The following is a 14,588-nucleotide window of genomic DNA, read 5'->3' as shown; positions in this document are numbered from 1 at the left end:
CGTGTGCAGGCGCGGGATCACTTCTTGAGCGGTACCCGCGGCATGAAGCGGCCTTTTTTGCTGCGCTGCAAATGTGCAGGCTGGAGCTGTTCGGAATCATCCAGCGTCATGTGGGCGAAACCCAGGCGAAATGCCGCCTGGCCGCAACGCACCTGGCTGTTGATCGGGAACGCATCGTTCAGGTCTTCGAAAAAGGATTCGCTCATGCCCAGTCTCCCTCCAGTGGCGGTCGCGTCGGCAACCAGACAAGTTGCCCAGGAAACGCGGCCTGTGAAAGTGAGACTAGCTGGTCATTTGCGGACCGACCGGACAAGAACCTTGCAGCCGACCAATGGCAAAAGGCTTTACTTCAGGCGTACTGCCGTACCGGTGGCAAATACCACGACCATGCCGCCCTGTACCGACGGCATGCTGATCTCAAAATCCACCCCCACTACCGCATCGGCTTGCAACTGTCGTGCCCGGGCCTTGAGTTCTTCAGTGGCCTGCTCCCGGGCCTCGCGCAGCGCGCTTTCCAAGGTTTGCGAACGGCCACCGAAGAAGTCGCGAAACCGTGCAAAGAAATCGCGCACGAAGTTGATACCTTGCACCGATTCGGAACTGACCACGCCCAGGTATTCGGCAATCGGGCGGCCTTCGAGCTGGCTGGTGGTGGAAATGATCATGGATGCGCTCCGTTGGCCTGGCAGAAAGAGGCCGATTCTAACAGAGCGCAGGTCAGCAGATTTAAGCGCTTTACGCGTTGGCAGCCCGCAAACGCTGACCGATGCGTGCACCGAATACATTCACCAGCAGGCCGGCCATCACCAGCAATGCGCCCCAGCCCTGCGTAGCGGTCAGGCGCTCTCCCAGCAGCAATGCCGACGAACTCAGCCCAATCACCGGTACCAGCAGCGAGAATGGCGCCACTTTGCCTGCCGGGTGACGCGACAGCAACTTGCTCCACAGGCTGTAGCCGAGCATGGTGGCCACAAAGGCCAGATACGCCAGGGCCAGCACCGAACTCCAACTGATATTGGCCAAGGCATGGCCAATGCGCTCGGGGCCTTCCAGCCACCAGGACAGTGCCAGGAATGGAAGTGGCGGTATCAGCCCACCCCAGATCACCAACGCGACCAGGTCGACCGAGCCGAACCGCCGGGTAATGATGTTGCCAAGGCCCCACATCGCACCACCACACAGGGTCAGCACCAACGCCAGCATGGGCACATGGCCGCCGTCTTCGCTGCCGATCAGTGCCAGGCCGCCGGCCGCCACCAGCAGCCCCAGCACGCTGGCCAGGCGCAGCCGCTCACCGAGAAACAACGCAGCAAAACCGAGGGTGAAGAAGGCTTGCGACTGCAGGATCAACGAAGCCAACCCTGGCGGCATGCCGCTGTACATGGCCTGAAACAGGAACGCGAACTGGCCCAGTGAAATGGTCGCACCGTAAGCGATCAGCCAGCGCCACGGCAGTTTGGGCCGCCTGACCAGCAAGATCGCCGGGAACGCCACCAGCAAGAAACGCAATGCCCCCAGCAACATCGGTGGCAGCCCGTCGAGACCAACCTTGATGACCACAAAGTTGACGCCCCAGGCGACAATCACCACCAGGGCGATAAGCAGATCCTTGAGTGGCATTGCGACTTCCTTCTGCAGGCTTTTTAGACATATTTCGTTACAGCATAACGGTATTCCTTGAGAAGGGACCAGCACAGTTGAAACCAATGGTTGCACTACAGTGACTGTTCCGTCTGCCCGCTGTCGGCTGGACGACCAACTGCCAAATCAGCAAGCACAGGTTCAATCCTGATAACCAGGCGCCACCTTTTCCAACATTCGCAACAACGCCGCCCACGCCAATTGCAGCGCATCCGGGTCGGTCAGTTCCCCCTGCTTCAACCCTCTCCCCGGCGCGTTGAACTGCCGTTCGGTACGCACGCACACTTCGGTCGACGGCAATATCAGTTGCCCAGCACTTTGCGCCGCCAACTGGATCTCGCAAGCCTTCTCCAGGTAGTACATGCGCAGGAAGGCTTCAGCCACACTACGCCCCGTGGTCAACAGCCCATGGTTGCGCAGCATCATCACCGGCTTGTTGCCCAGGTCGGCCACCAGCCGTTGCTGTTCATCCATGTCCAGCGCGACGCCCTCGTAGGCGTGGTAAGCCACATTGCCGTAAAACTCCATGGACATCTGGTTGACCGGCAGCAGGCCACATTCCAGTGCGGCCACCGCGCAGCCTGCGCGGGTGTGGGTGTGTAGCACGCACCGGGCATCCTCGCGGGCAGCGTGAATGGCACTGTGAATGACGAACCCCGCCGGGTTGACCGGGTGACGGGCAGCCCCCACCGGCCGCCCCTGCAGGTCGATCTTCACCAGGCTGGACGCTGTGATCTCCTCGAAGAGCAGCCCATACGGGTTGATCAGGAAATGGTGCTCGGGCCCAGGCAGGCGCAGGGAGATATGCGTGAAGATGAGATCGCTCATGCGAAAGTGCGCGATCAGCCGGTAGCAGGCAGCCAGCTCCCGACGCAGGCTTAGTTCCGTTTCAGTCATCTTGTTGCCCCTTTACTGAACGCTATTTGCTGGCCCAGGCGTTGAAGCGTTGCTCCAGTTCTTCACCATGATCGACCCAGAATTCCACGTTCATGGCCAGCGCCCCTTGCAGGTTCTGTGGCGAAGTGGGTACCCAGTTGGCCAGCGCCGGGTCAAGCCTGGCCGCGGCTTGGGTATTGGTGGGCCCATAGGGGATCTGTTGTACATACCGCACCTGGGTATCCGGCTGATTGGCATAGGCAATCAGCCGCTTGGCCTGGTCGACATGCCGCGAGCCTTTGATGATCGCCCAATAGTCCATACCGTACAGGCTGCCAGGCCATACCACGGCCAACGGGCTGCCCTGCTGCGCCGCCACCGCAATTCGTCCGCTGTAGGTGGAGGTCATGACCACGTCACCGGCTGCCAGCCATTGCGCGGGTTGAGCGCCGGCGTCCCACCACTGGATATGGGGTTTGAGTTCGCTGAGTTTGGCGAAGGCCCGCTCGACACCTGCCGGCGTGGACAATACCCGGTAAACGTCCTCGACCTTGACTCCGTCAGCCAACAGTGCGAATTCCAGGTTGTACACCGCACGCTTGCGCAGGCCGCGCTTGCCAGGGTACTTGTCGACGTCCCAGAAGTCGGCCCACGACGCCGGCGCCTGGGCCAATTTGCTGCGGTCGTAGGCAATAGCCACGCTCCAGACCAGCGCGGCCGACCCACAATCCTGTGCGGCTGCCGGGATCAGTTCGGCTGCATGGCCCAGGCGCTGCCAATCCAGGCGCTCGTAAATCCCCTCGTCGCAGCCGCGCATCAAGTCAGGGCCTTCGATCTGCACCACATCCCAATCGACATTGCCGGTGTCGGCCATGACCTGGATCCGTGCCATTTCGCCGTTGTATTCACTCTGGATCAGCTGGCTGCCGTCCTGGGCAATGAAGGGCTTGAAGATCGCCTCATCCTGGGCCTTCTGGCCTGCACCGCCATAACCGACCACGACCATCTGCTGCGCAGCTTGCGCATTGCTTAGGCCAAGGGCCAACAAGGCTGCACAAAGGCCGGTCACACGTGGATATAGCTGCATCGTAGTTTCCTCCTGGCGGTGCCCGACGGGCCCGTTTTCTTGTTGTTCTGAGGTCACACCCTCGCCATGCGAGTGAGGAAAACCTAGACAGACGCAAGTAAAAAAACAAGTTGATTTTTTACTATCGCTACACTTTTATAAGTAAAAATAACAACACCGCACCGGAGCCGCCTGATGCAGACCGCCTTCCCACACCTGTTCGAGCCCTTGCAGATCCGCGGCAAACGCTTGAAAAACCGCATCATGTCCACCGGTCACGACACCTGCCTGCCCACCGACAACCTGGTCAACGACAAGCTGATCGCCTACCAGCGCGACCGCGCTGCCGGCGGCGTCGGCCTGATCGTGCTGCAGGTCGCCGGGGTGCACGACAGTGCCCGCTACACCTCGCATGTGCTAATGGCCACTGACGATGCCTGCATCGATGGCTACCGGCAGCTTGCCGAGGCCTGCCACGCGCACGGCACCGTGGTGCTGTCGCAACTGTTTCACCCCGGGCGGGAGATCATGGAATCGGCAGACGGCCTGTTGGCGGTAGCCTACTCGGCCTCTGCGGTGCCCAATGAGCGCTTCCGGGTGATGCCACGGGCGCTGGACCAGGCAATGATCGACGAAATCGTCCAGGGCTACGCCAGCGCCGCCCGCCGCCTGCACCAGGCCGGGCTGGATGGCGTCGAGGTGGTGGCCAGCCATGGCTACCTGCCCGCGCAGTTTCTCAACCCGCGTGTGAACGTACGCAGCGATGGCTACAACGGTGACCTGGATCAGCGCCTGAGGTTCTTGCGCGAAGTGCTGGCCGCAGTGCGCGCCGCCACCGATGAGCAATTCATCATTGGCCTGCGCATCAGCGCTGACGAGCGCGACAGCCAGGGCCTGAGTGAAGACGAGTCACTGGCTGCTGCCGTGGCCTTGCAGGGCCAGCTCGACTACCTGCATATCGTCGCCGGTACCTCGGCCTCGCTGGGGGGCGCGGTCCATATCGTGCCGCCGATGGCCATCGAACCGGCGTACCTGGCCCGCGAGGCTGGCACCTTCAAGCAACAGCTGGCTATCCCCCTGTTCGTCACCGGGCGCATCAACCAGCCCCAGGAAGCCGAGCTGATCCTGGCCCGCGGCCAGGCTGATGTGTGCGGCATGACCCGGGCGCTGATCTGCGATCCGTCGATGCCAGGCAAGACCGAACGCGGCCAGGTCGAAGACGTGCGCGCCTGCATCGCCTGCAACCAGGCATGCATTGGCCATTTCCATCGTGGCTTGCCCATTTCCTGCATCCAGCGCCCGGAAACCGGGCGTGAGTTGCAGTACGGGCACCTCACGCCCACTTCCTCGCCCAAGCGCATAATGGTCGCCGGCGGCGGGCCTGCCGGCATGAAGGCCGCCGCCGTGGCCGCCGCGCGCGGGCACCAGGTCACGCTGTACGAGGCGGGCCCGCAGCTCGGTGGGCAGGTGCTGCTGGCCCAGCTACTGCCACGGCGTAGCGAGTTCGGGGGTGCCAGCACCAACCTTCAACGGGAAATGGCCCTGGCAGGTGTAGAAGTGGTGCGCAACACCCGGGTCGACCGCGCACTGGTCGAACGTGAGCGCCCTGATCTGGTCATTGCCGCTACCGGCGCCATCCCCTACTGGCCGGCGTTCGAGCGTACCGGCGAGCTTCAGGTAGTGGACGCCTGGCAAGTGCTGCGCAATGAGGTGAAACCGGGGCGTTCGGTGCTGGTGATCGACTGGCGCTGTGACTGGATCGGCCCCGGTATCGCCGAACGCCTGGTGCGCGAAGGCCATCAGGTCCAGTTGGCGGTCAACGGTACTCATTGCGGCGAGAGCCTGCCGCTTTACGTACGTGACCAACTGGCCGGCGAGCTGCATCGCCTGGGTATCCCTGTCACCCCATACGCACGCCTGTATGGCAGCGACGACAACACGGTGTACCTGCAGCACACCGCCAGCGGCGATCCGATGATCTTCGAAGGCATCGACACCTTGGTGCTGTGCATGGGGCATCAACCGCAAGACCGCCTGGCCACTGAACTGGCAGGTGTGGTGGACGTACGGCGGATTGGCGACTGCCTGGCACCGCGCACGGCCGAAGAAGCGATTCACGATGGCCTGACGGTTGCCTGGGCGCTCTGAGGCTGTACATACTGCGGCTTTTGCGATGGACCGACGCGCATGAGCCAACCCCCCCAGCCCCCTGCCAGCGAACCCGGGGGTGCCGCGCCGCAGTTCCTCGGCACCCGCATCCGCGGCCTGCGCAAGCGCCGCGGCATGACCCTGGCGGAGCTGGCCGCACACAGTGAACTGACTGCAGGCTACATCAGCCAGCTGGAGCGCAACCTCTCCTACCCGTCGATCCCGGCGCTGTTCAACATCGCCCGCAGCCTGGGCGTGACCATCCAGTGGTTCTTCGCCAGCGAGGCCACCACCGCGCCCGAAGACCAAGGCTATGTGGTGCGGCGCAACAGCCGCCTGAGCGTGCATTACGAAGATGGCATCGTCGATCAACTGCTCACCCCCCAGCCCAACCGCCAGCTGGAGATGCTGCACTCACGTTTCCCGCCAGGTACCTACAGCCAGCAAAGCTACAGCCACGACGGCGAAGAAGCCGGTTACCTGCTCAGCGGCACGTTTGAGCTGTGGGTAGGCGAGCGGCATTTCCAGCTGAGTGAAGGCGACAGCTTCAGCTTCTCGAGCCAGGAACCTCACCGCTACGGCAACCCCGGTGAAGTGGATGCCGTGGTGATCTGGGTGATCACGCCGCCAACATTCTGAAGCACTCCAGCAAGCCCTGGTAACACCGTTGACCGGCAATACGGTCTACCTTGTCCACCGAACTTCAAAGGAGCACAACCATGAAGCAGATCCTGATCATTGGTGCGGGCTTTGCCGGCCTGTGGAGCGCACTCAGCGCCATCCGCCAGCTTGACCTCAACGGCAGCAAGGGCGTCGAGGTCACCTTGCTCGCGCCCCAGGCTGAACTGCATGTGCGTCCGCGCTTCTACGAGCCAGACGTGCATACCATGGCCGCACCACTGCAGGCGCTGTTCGACGCTGTCAATGTCCGTTTCGTGCAGGGCACGGCCTACCACATCGATGAAGCGGCCCGCCGCGTGGGCTATCGCACTCGCAGCGGCACTCGCTGCACCCTGCCCTACGACCGTCTGATCATGGCCTGCGGCAGTGAGCTCGAGCGCCCTGACATGGTCGGCATCGAGCATGCCTTCGACGTCGACAAGCTCGACAGCGCCGCACGCCTGGAAGCCCACCTGAAGTCACTGGCCAGCCTGCCGAACACGCCGGCACGCAATACCGTAGTGGTAGCCGGGGGCGGCTTTACCGGCATCGAGACGGCCACCGAATTGCCGGCCCGCTTGCGCGCGATACTGGGTGAAGACGCCGCGTTGCGCGTAGTGGTAATCGACCGCGGCGCCAGGATTGGCGCAGCGCTGGGTGACGGCATCCGCCCAGCCATCGAGCAGGCATGCGAGGCCCTGGGCGTGGAGTGGGTTTGCGGTGCCACAGTAGTTTCGGTAGACCCTGCCGGTGTGCAGCTGGACAACGGCCAGCGGATCGACGCCAGCACGGTGGTCTGGACGGTTGGCTTCAAGGCCAACCCGCTCACCGAACAGATCAGCGGCGAGCGCGACAACCGCGGCCGCTTGCATGTCGATGGCAACCTGAAGGTCAAGGGCAATGATGCCGTGTATGCAGCTGGAGACGTGGCCTACGCCACCTGTGACGAGCTTGGCAATCATGCCGTGATGTCGTGCCAGCATGCGATTGCGCTGGGGCGCCATGCGGGCAACAATGCCGCTGCCGAGTTGCTTGGCGTAGCACCAATGGCTTACAGCCAGCCCAAATACGTGACGTGCCTGGACCTGGGGGCCTGGGGCGCGGTGTACACCGAAGGATGGGACCGTGAGGTTTCGCCACCGGAGGACAAGGCCGAAGCCAAGGCGCTGAAGCGCCAGATCAATTCAGTGTGGATTTATCCGCCAGCGGCTGACCGGGCATCGGCCCTGGCGGCAGCTGATCCGCTTATCCCGGTGGCCTGAACGCTTCTACAGGTTGGAGTGGCCTTGTGCTTCGACAGGGCCACGCTTGCAACCAACCGCTCCCTTGATCAGGCAGCAGCAAACAGCTCGTTGGCAATCTGCGCCTGTGCAGCATCGATCGCCTGGCTGCGCTGCTCCGGGCCATAGGCCAGGCCGTGGGCCCGGACGATTTCCAGGTCGGTAATACCGATGAAGCCCAGGAACACTTTCAGGAAGTCTTCATGCCCGGCGCCAGTCGGCTGGCCAGCGTGCAGGCCACCCGCAGTGGAAACCAGCACCACTTTCTTGTTGCCGCACAGGCCTTGCGGGCCGGCTTCAGTGTAGCGGAAGGTCTTGCCGGCGACGGCCACGCGGTCAATCCAGGCTTTGAGCTGGGTCGGCACAGTGAAGTTGTACATGGGCGCACCAATCACCACGGCATCGGCAGCCAGGAACTCTTCGAGCGTCTCGGCGCTCAGCTTGGCTTCGAAAGCCTGGGCCGCGTCGCGTACGTCTTCAGGGGTGCCTGCAGCGACCAGGGTGGCGGCGGAGAAGTGGGCAATGGCATCGGCAGCCAGGTCGCGGTAAACCACCTCAACGCTTGGGTCTGCAGCCTTCCAGGCTTCGACCACTTCGCGGCTCAGCTGACGCGAGGCGGAATTGTCGCCCAGGATGCTCGAATCGATGTGCAACAGTTTCATGGGACTCTCCTGTGAGTGAAGACCGCAGCTGTGGGCGATCACGATGGGGAGAATCCTATCGAAGTGACCAATAGCTGATAAGTAAGCAAAAATGCGTTAGTTTGTCCCACATATGGAACAGTGAGACATTCCCATGCAAGACCTCAACGACCTCTTCTACTTCGCGCGCGTCGTCGAAGCCGGCGGATTCGCCGCCGCCGGGCGCCAGCTGGGCATTCCCAAGTCGCGCCTGTCGCGGCGTATCGCCGAGCTTGAAGAGCGCCTGGGCACACGCCTGTTGCAGCGCACCACCCGGCAACTCAAGCTCACCGCAGTAGGTGAACGTTACTTGCATCATTGCCAGGCCATGTTGCTGGAGGCCGAAGCCGCCGACGAGACCGTGGCCAGCATGAGCAGTGAGCCGCGCGGGCGTTTACGGGTATCGTGCCCGGTGGCACTGGCACACGCCTTCCTGCCGGATGTGATCAGCCGCTTTCTCGAGCAGTACCCGCTGGTGCAACTGGACATGGTATTGCTCAACCGCCGGGTCGACCTGATTTCCGAAGGCATTGATGTGGCGTTGCGCGTACGCGACCTGGGCGACGAAGATCCGGCCCTGGTCACCCGCCGCCTGCGCCAGGCGCAAATGCAACTGGTGGCCGCACCCGGTTTTGCCGACCACATTCGCGAACCGGGCGAGTTGGCATCATTGCCCGTACTGGGCGCAGCCGAAGCAGACCGGCTGGTACACTTCCGCCTGTTCGGCCCCCATGGCAAACAGCAGGAAATAGCGCTGGAGCCACGCTTGGCGATCGACGATTTCGTAGTACGTAACGCTGCTGTACGTGCCGGCCTGGGGTTCACTGCGCTGCCCAGCATGTTCTGTGAAGAGGAACTGGAACGCGGCGAACTGGTGCGCCTGCTGCCAGACTGGTCGCTGCCGGGTGGCTACCTGCAGGCGGTTTACCCACACCGGCGTGGCCTGCTGCCTGCAGTCCGGGTGTGGATCGATCACCTGGCGGCGTCATTCGAGGCTTGTGGAGAGCGGTATGTCTGAACGGAAGATGAGCGAAGCCCAGGTAGCGGCATTTTGCCTAAGCCTGCCGGGTGCGCGGGAAGACTACAAATGGGGCGGCATCCGAGTGTTTTCGGTTGCAGAAAACAAGATGTTCGCGGTTCTCGACCTGGCGGGTGCCGGGTTGTCGTTCAAGGTAGCCGACGAGCTGTTTCTGGGTTATTGCGATCGCCCCGGGATACGGCCGGCGCCGTACCTGGCGCGGGCACGGTGGGTCAGCATGGCGCCGCCCTACCCCATGGGGCGTGATGAACTGTGTGATGTGTTGCAGCGGTCGCACCAGCTGGTAGTGCGTCGGTTGCCCAAGCGGTTGCAGGTGGGGTTGGTCATGTGATCGACCTGTACCGGCCCTTTCGCGGCTTTACCCGCGAAGAGGCCGGTACAACTGCACATCAGCCAAGGGGCAGATAACGCCCGTCAAGAAACAGCCAGTCTGCCCAGAACACCTGGTGCAGCAGCACAATCCCCCAGCACACCACCTGGAACGACACCTTGCGGGTCTTGTGCCGAAACAGCTGCTGCGCCAATAGCGCCCCCGGCCAACCACCGAGCAGTTCACTGGCATGCAGCACTTTCTCGGGTGTACGCCAGGCCTGGTTACGTGCCTGCTGCTTGTCCTGCCAATACAGCAACAGGCTGATCAGGCTCATGGCCGGGTACAACGCCAACGGCCACCAGGCCTGATCGTTCCAGGCCATGCGCGCCGCCCCCAGGCCGGGCAACAGGCAAAGCACGCCCAACAGCAGCAGCTTCAGGCGCACGTTGCGCACGCCTTCAGCCCGTTGCCCACGCAGCGCCTCAGCCATGTGCCGTGGACCAGTCGACCCAACCGAACTGCCAGGTCGCCAGAATGAACAGGCCGAACACAATGCGATACCAGGCAAATGCCGCGTAGCTATGGTTGGCAATGAACTTGAGCAACGCCCGTACGGCAATCATGGCGAAGATGAACGAAGTCACGAAGCCGAGCGCGAACACCGGCAGATCGCCGGGCTGGAACAAGTCACGGTATTTGTAGCCCGAATACACCGCCGCACCGACCATGGTCGGCATTGCCAGGAAGAACGAGAACTCGGTCGCTGCCTTGCGCGACAGGCCGAACAGCAGGCCACCGATAATGGTAGAACCGGAGCGCGACGTGCCCGGGATCATCGCCAGGCACTGGATGAAGCCTATTTTCAGCGCATGGCTCCAGCGCATGTCGTCCACATGGTCCACCTCCACGCGGTGCTCACGGCGCTCGGCCCAGAGCATGATCACGCCCCCCACCACCAAAGCCGCCGCCACGGTGACGGGGTTGAACAGGTATTCGTGAATAAGGTCGGCGAACAGCACACCCAGGACCACCGCCGGCATGAACGCCAGCAGCAGGTTGCCCGTGAAGCGGCGCGCCTTGGGCTGGTGGGTCAGGCCGAAGACCACTTCGAAAATCTTGCTGCGAAACTCCCACACCACCGCCAGGATCGCCGCCAGCTGAATGATGATGTTGAAAGCCATGGCCCGTTCGCCGCCAAAACCGATCAAGTCGGCGACGATAATCTGGTGACCGGTACTGGAGATCGGCAAAAACTCCGTCAGCCCTTCGACCACGCCTAAGATGATTGCCTGGAAGGCAGTCCAAAAATCCATCATTCCCCCGGATGGAGCGCTGCTTGTCGCAGGCCCCTTGTTCTTGATTTGCTTGAAATTGCCTTACACGGCCCGGCTTTTTTACAGCGACTGTTGGGCGCAACGCCAGTAGAAAAGTTCACGCCTGTTAAAGGTTTCATCTTGCGCGGCCGAAATCCTGACAGAGCCCCTTGGCAATCGCTTTACCTGACCCGTTGCAGACTATCACCAACATAGCACTTAGCCATTAGTCGGGTGTGGGCTCGCTGCAAAGCATGCTTCGATGCACCTCAATAAAAAGAACAATGCGGGAGCTGATGGATGAACACTCTGAGATCGATGTCAATCAGTCGGCGCCTGTGGCTGATCCTTGTGGTGGCGGTGGCCATGCTGGTGGTACTGGGCCTGCTGATGCTGCGGCAGATCCATGGTGACCTGTACCAGGCCAAGGCGGAGAAAACCCGCCACGTGGTGCAGACCGCCGCGGGTGTGCTGGCCTATTACCAAGGCCTGGAAGCTGCCGGCACGCTCAGCCGCGAAGCCGCCCAGCAACAGGCGCTGCAGGTAGTGCGCGCGCTGCGCTACGACCATGACGACTATTTCTGGATCAACGATCTGGGGCCGAAGATGATCATGCATCCGGCCAACCCCAAGCTCGACGGCCAGGACCTTTCCGCCATCCGCGACCCCGATGGTTTCGCCGTGTTCAACGAAATGGTCGCCCTTGCCCGCCAGCAGGACGCCGGCCCGGTCAACTATCGCTGGCCCAAGCCCGGCGCCAGTGAGCCGGTAGCCAAGACCTCGTATATTCAGCTGTTCAAGCCGTGGGGCTGGATCATCGGTTCGGGCGTGTACGTCGATGACGTGCAGGCCGAATTCGCTCGCCAGTTACGCGACGCTTCGCTGGTTGGCGTGGGCATTGCCCTGCTGATGGCGCTGGTGGTCATGCTGATTGCCCGCAGCATCGCCCGCCCGCTGCAGGAAGCGGTGCAGGCAATGGGTAACATCGCCAGCGGCGAAAGCGACCTGACCCGGCGCCTGGACACCCATGGCCGCGACGAGATCACCCACCTTGGCGAGCACTTCAACCGTTTCAACGGCAAACTGCAAGGTGTCGTCGGCCAACTGCAAGGCGCGGCCCACGCATTGGCCCAGTCCGCCGGGCACGTCGGTGACAATGCGGGTGCCGCACAACAGCGCAGTGCCCAGCAATCGTTACAGATGGACCAGGTGGCCACTGCAGTCAATGAGGTGACCTACGCCGTGCAGGACGTGGCCAAGACCGCTGAACAGGCCGCCGGAGAAATGCGTACGGCACAACAACAGGTGACGCACGGCCAGCAGGCCATCCACGGCAGCCTGGCGCAGATCGACCGCCTGTCGCTGACCATCGATGAGGCCGTACAGGTAATCCGCGACCTGGCCGGTCACAGCACGCGCATCGGCGGCGTGCTGGACGTGATTCGTTCCATTGCCGAACAGACCAACCTGCTGGCGCTGAATGCCGCCATCGAGGCGGCACGGGCTGGCGAGCAAGGCCGAGGCTTTGCCGTGGTCGCCGACGAGGTGCGACTGTTGGCCCAGCGTACAGCACAATCGACGGCCGAGATTCATACCATGATCGAGCACCTGCAGAGTCAGTCGGACGCTGCGGTCAAGGCCATAGACACCAGTAGCGAGGCATCGCGCCAGACTGTCGAACAAGCACGCGAGGCCGGCGCCAGCCTGGACGCCATCAACCAGGTGCTGAACAACCTCACCGCATTGAACGCCTCCATTGCCAGCGCCACCTTGCAGCAGTCGCATGTGGTCGAAGAGATCAACCGCAATGTGCTGGATACTGCCGGGTTGTCGCAGCAGACCGCCGATGCGGCGCGTCAGTCCAGCGATGCCGGGGTGGCATTGGGGCGCTTGAGCGAAGAGCTGGAGCAGTTGTTGCGGCAGTTCCGGGTCTGAGAACAAGCCCTTTGGGGGAGCGGGCAGGCCTGCTCCAGCAGGTATCGAGTGACCTTGAAGCCTGTGCTGCAACCTGGACTGCCCCCCAAAAGTTGGACAGTTTTAAGCTGCAGCCTGAGCCCTGTACTCCACAGGGCTCAGGCCATTGAGCCTCAGCTTGATGCGATCATGGTTGTAGTAGTGAATGTACTCATCCAGACCCGCTCTCAGCTCATCAATGCTCTCGAAACGCTTCAGGTAGAAAAACTCAGATTTCAGCGTGCCGAAGAAGCTTTCCATGGCCGCGTTGTCCAGGCAATTGCCTTTTCGGGACATGCTCTGCTTTACCCCGCATTCGCTTAGCTTACGGCGGTATTGCGCCTGCTGGTAATGCCATCCCTGATCCGAATGCAGCACGAGCTTCGGTTTCTCTCCCAGGCAATCGAGCGCTTTGCCAAGCATGTTCCCAACCAGGCTATAGCACGGGCGGCTGGCCATTTCGTAGGCCACGATTTCGCCGTTGTACAAATCCATCACGGGCGACAGATAGAGCTTCTGTTGAGCTACTTTGAACTCGGTTACGTCAGTCACCCACTTCTGGTTTGGGCGTTGAGCGACAAAATTTCGCTCCAGTACATTCGCTGCCACTTTGCCGACGGTACCTCGATAGGAGCGATATTTCTTGGGGCGCACTACTGATTTCAATCCCTGCTCAGCCATCAGCCGTTCAATGACCTTCTTGTTCACCCGCTTTTCCTTCCTGATTACGAGTGCGATACGGCGATAACCATAAAGCCGTTTCTGCTCGTGATAGACGCGATGCACCAATGCCTTGAGCTCAGCATGCCGGTCTGGCTTCTGCTGAGCTTTGAGCTGGTAGTAGAAGGTGCTGCGCGCCAGCTCGACCAACTGAAGGAGGTCAGGCAAAGGAAACCTGCGCTTGAGTTTGGAAACGATCAGGACTTTTTCCCGCGTGTTCGTTCCTTTTCCTCGCGCAGAGCCTTGAGCTCCTTTAGGACAGCATTCTCCATGCGCAGGTACTCAAGTTCAGCCATCAGCTGATCTCGAGACTTCTGATCATCATTGGTATCGGTGGGTTTGGCAGGCTTGATCTTCTTCGACACGTCGATTGGCTTTCTTGGCTTGATGGCAGTAGAGGGTGCAGGACTGCCACTGTAGTACTGCCGCTGCCAAATGCCTATCTGAGAGGACTGCCCAAGACCAAAGTGGGCAGCGGTCTGGCGCAGCGAAAGCCGATGCTCGTGCATATAGCTAAGCACCTGCTGTTTGAAATCACTGGTATAGCGCCGCCCATGCGAGCCTGGACCAATGCCATTATTGGCCTGGTAACTGGCCACCCAGCGTCGAAGCAGGCTGAAATCGATACCTAAGTGTTGAGCCATCTTTCGGAAACCGTTGCTGCCATCCAGGTAGGCTGTGATCGCTGTGAGCTTGAATTGCTCGGTGTACTTACCCATAGATTCCCCAAGGGTTGGATTGGTGTCCAACTTCTTGGGGGCAGTCCATCCGAGTGGGAGCTCAATTTCTAAAAGCTGGCGCGATCCCTGTGGGAGCGGGCATGCCCGCGAAGGAAGCAACGCGGTGGATGGCACCGGCGCTGCCGGTGTTCGCGGGTAAACCCGCTCCTACAAAGGGGT

General features: G+C 61.6%; 15 protein-coding genes. 6 read left to right on the top strand and 9 right to left on the bottom strand.

Going from position 1 to position 14,588, the window contains the following annotated elements:
• Positions 1–17: 17 nt before the first annotated feature.
• The 5 genes from C4Q27_RS24890 to C4Q27_RS24870 form a co-directional block, all read right to left on the bottom strand.
• The gene (locus C4Q27_RS24890; RefSeq protein WP_003253897.1) at positions 18–206 is read right to left on the bottom strand and encodes a hypothetical protein; all 189 of its coding nucleotides are present in this window, start codon (positions 204–206) and stop codon (positions 18–20) included.
• 138 nt (positions 207–344) lie between these two features.
• On the bottom strand, positions 345–665 hold the full coding sequence (locus C4Q27_RS24885; RefSeq protein ID WP_003258990.1) for a YbjQ family protein: 321 nt from the start codon (positions 663–665) through the stop codon (positions 345–347).
• A gap of 70 nt (positions 666–735) precedes the next feature.
• Positions 736–1,620 carry an EamA family transporter gene (locus tag C4Q27_RS24880; protein ID WP_003253899.1) on the bottom strand — a complete coding sequence of 295 codons (885 nt, stop codon included), beginning with the start codon at positions 1,618–1,620 and terminating at the stop codon, positions 736–738.
• 162 nt (positions 1,621–1,782) lie between these two features.
• A complete protein-coding gene (locus C4Q27_RS24875; RefSeq protein WP_104887514.1) occupies positions 1,783–2,538 on the bottom strand; it encodes a class II aldolase/adducin family protein in 756 nt (251 codons plus the stop codon).
• Between the two features lie 22 nt (positions 2,539–2,560).
• Positions 2,561–3,604 (bottom strand): ABC transporter substrate-binding protein, encoded by a 1,044-nt coding sequence (locus tag C4Q27_RS24870; RefSeq protein WP_020191209.1) that lies wholly within the window; start codon positions 3,602–3,604, stop codon positions 2,561–2,563.
• Between the two features lie 174 nt (positions 3,605–3,778).
• Here C4Q27_RS24870 and C4Q27_RS24865 point away from each other — a divergent pair, with 174 nt between their 5' ends.
• From C4Q27_RS24865 to C4Q27_RS24855, 3 genes are all read left to right on the top strand, one after another.
• On the top strand, positions 3,779–5,731 hold the full coding sequence (locus tag C4Q27_RS24865; protein WP_104887513.1) for an FAD-dependent oxidoreductase: 1,953 nt from the start codon (positions 3,779–3,781) through the stop codon (positions 5,729–5,731).
• Positions 5,732–5,770: 39 nt separating this feature from the next.
• Complete coding sequence (locus tag C4Q27_RS24860) at positions 5,771–6,370, top strand: helix-turn-helix domain-containing protein (RefSeq protein ID WP_014591264.1); 600 nt, start codon at positions 5,771–5,773, stop codon at positions 6,368–6,370.
• 80 nt (positions 6,371–6,450) lie between these two features.
• Positions 6,451–7,653, top strand: coding sequence for an NAD(P)/FAD-dependent oxidoreductase (locus tag C4Q27_RS24855; RefSeq protein WP_104887512.1), 1,203 nt, complete (start codon positions 6,451–6,453; stop codon positions 7,651–7,653).
• A 68-nt stretch (positions 7,654–7,721) separates the two neighbouring features.
• On the opposite strand, the gene C4Q27_RS24850 is transcribed toward C4Q27_RS24855, so the two are convergent.
• The gene (locus C4Q27_RS24850) at positions 7,722–8,333 is read right to left on the bottom strand and encodes an FMN-dependent NADH-azoreductase (protein ID WP_020191409.1); all 612 of its coding nucleotides are present in this window, start codon (positions 8,331–8,333) and stop codon (positions 7,722–7,724) included.
• A 133-nt stretch (positions 8,334–8,466) separates the two neighbouring features.
• Between C4Q27_RS24850 and C4Q27_RS24845 the strand changes: the two genes are divergently transcribed.
• Complete coding sequence (locus C4Q27_RS24845; protein ID WP_003253907.1) at positions 8,467–9,369, top strand: LysR substrate-binding domain-containing protein; 903 nt, start codon at positions 8,467–8,469, stop codon at positions 9,367–9,369.
• Positions 9,362–9,721, top strand: coding sequence for an MmcQ/YjbR family DNA-binding protein (locus tag C4Q27_RS24840; RefSeq protein WP_012052560.1), 360 nt, complete (start codon positions 9,362–9,364; stop codon positions 9,719–9,721). Before C4Q27_RS24845 ends, C4Q27_RS24840 begins: the two co-directional genes overlap by 8 nt.
• Before the next feature lie 58 nt (positions 9,722–9,779).
• Here the strand turns inward: C4Q27_RS24840 and C4Q27_RS24835 are convergent, their stop codons facing one another.
• Positions 9,780–10,193: a DUF1294 domain-containing protein gene (locus tag C4Q27_RS24835; RefSeq protein WP_064491057.1), complete on the bottom strand. Its 414-nt coding sequence runs from the start codon at positions 10,191–10,193 to the stop codon at positions 9,780–9,782.
• A complete protein-coding gene (locus C4Q27_RS24830) occupies positions 10,186–11,016 on the bottom strand; it encodes an undecaprenyl-diphosphate phosphatase (RefSeq protein WP_003253910.1) in 831 nt (276 codons plus the stop codon). Before C4Q27_RS24830 ends, C4Q27_RS24835 begins: the two co-directional genes overlap by 8 nt.
• Positions 11,017–11,316: 300 nt before the next feature.
• On the opposite strand from C4Q27_RS24830, the gene mcpP reads away from it, so the two are divergent.
• The gene (gene mcpP, locus C4Q27_RS24825) at positions 11,317–12,951 is read left to right on the top strand and encodes a methyl-accepting chemotaxis protein McpP (RefSeq protein WP_104887511.1); all 1,635 of its coding nucleotides are present in this window, start codon (positions 11,317–11,319) and stop codon (positions 12,949–12,951) included.
• 102 nt (positions 12,952–13,053) lie between these two features.
• Here the strand turns inward: mcpP and C4Q27_RS24820 are convergent.
• Positions 13,054–14,408 (bottom strand): IS3 family transposase gene (locus tag C4Q27_RS24820; RefSeq protein ID WP_104887510.1). Its coding sequence is split into 2 segments (ribosomal slippage): positions 13,054–13,932 and positions 13,935–14,408, totalling 1,353 coding nucleotides; the frame shifts between segments, so codons are not numbered across the junction.
• Between the last annotated feature and the right edge of the window lie 180 nt (positions 14,409–14,588).

Origin of the sequence: Pseudomonas sp. SWI36 (genome assembly GCF_002948105.1) — a bacterium.
Classification (GTDB): Bacteria; Pseudomonadota; Gammaproteobacteria; order Pseudomonadales; family Pseudomonadaceae; genus Aquipseudomonas; species Aquipseudomonas alloputida.
The sequence above is the reverse complement of the archived record's forward strand: the minus strand, read 5'-3'. Positions and strand labels throughout refer to the sequence as shown.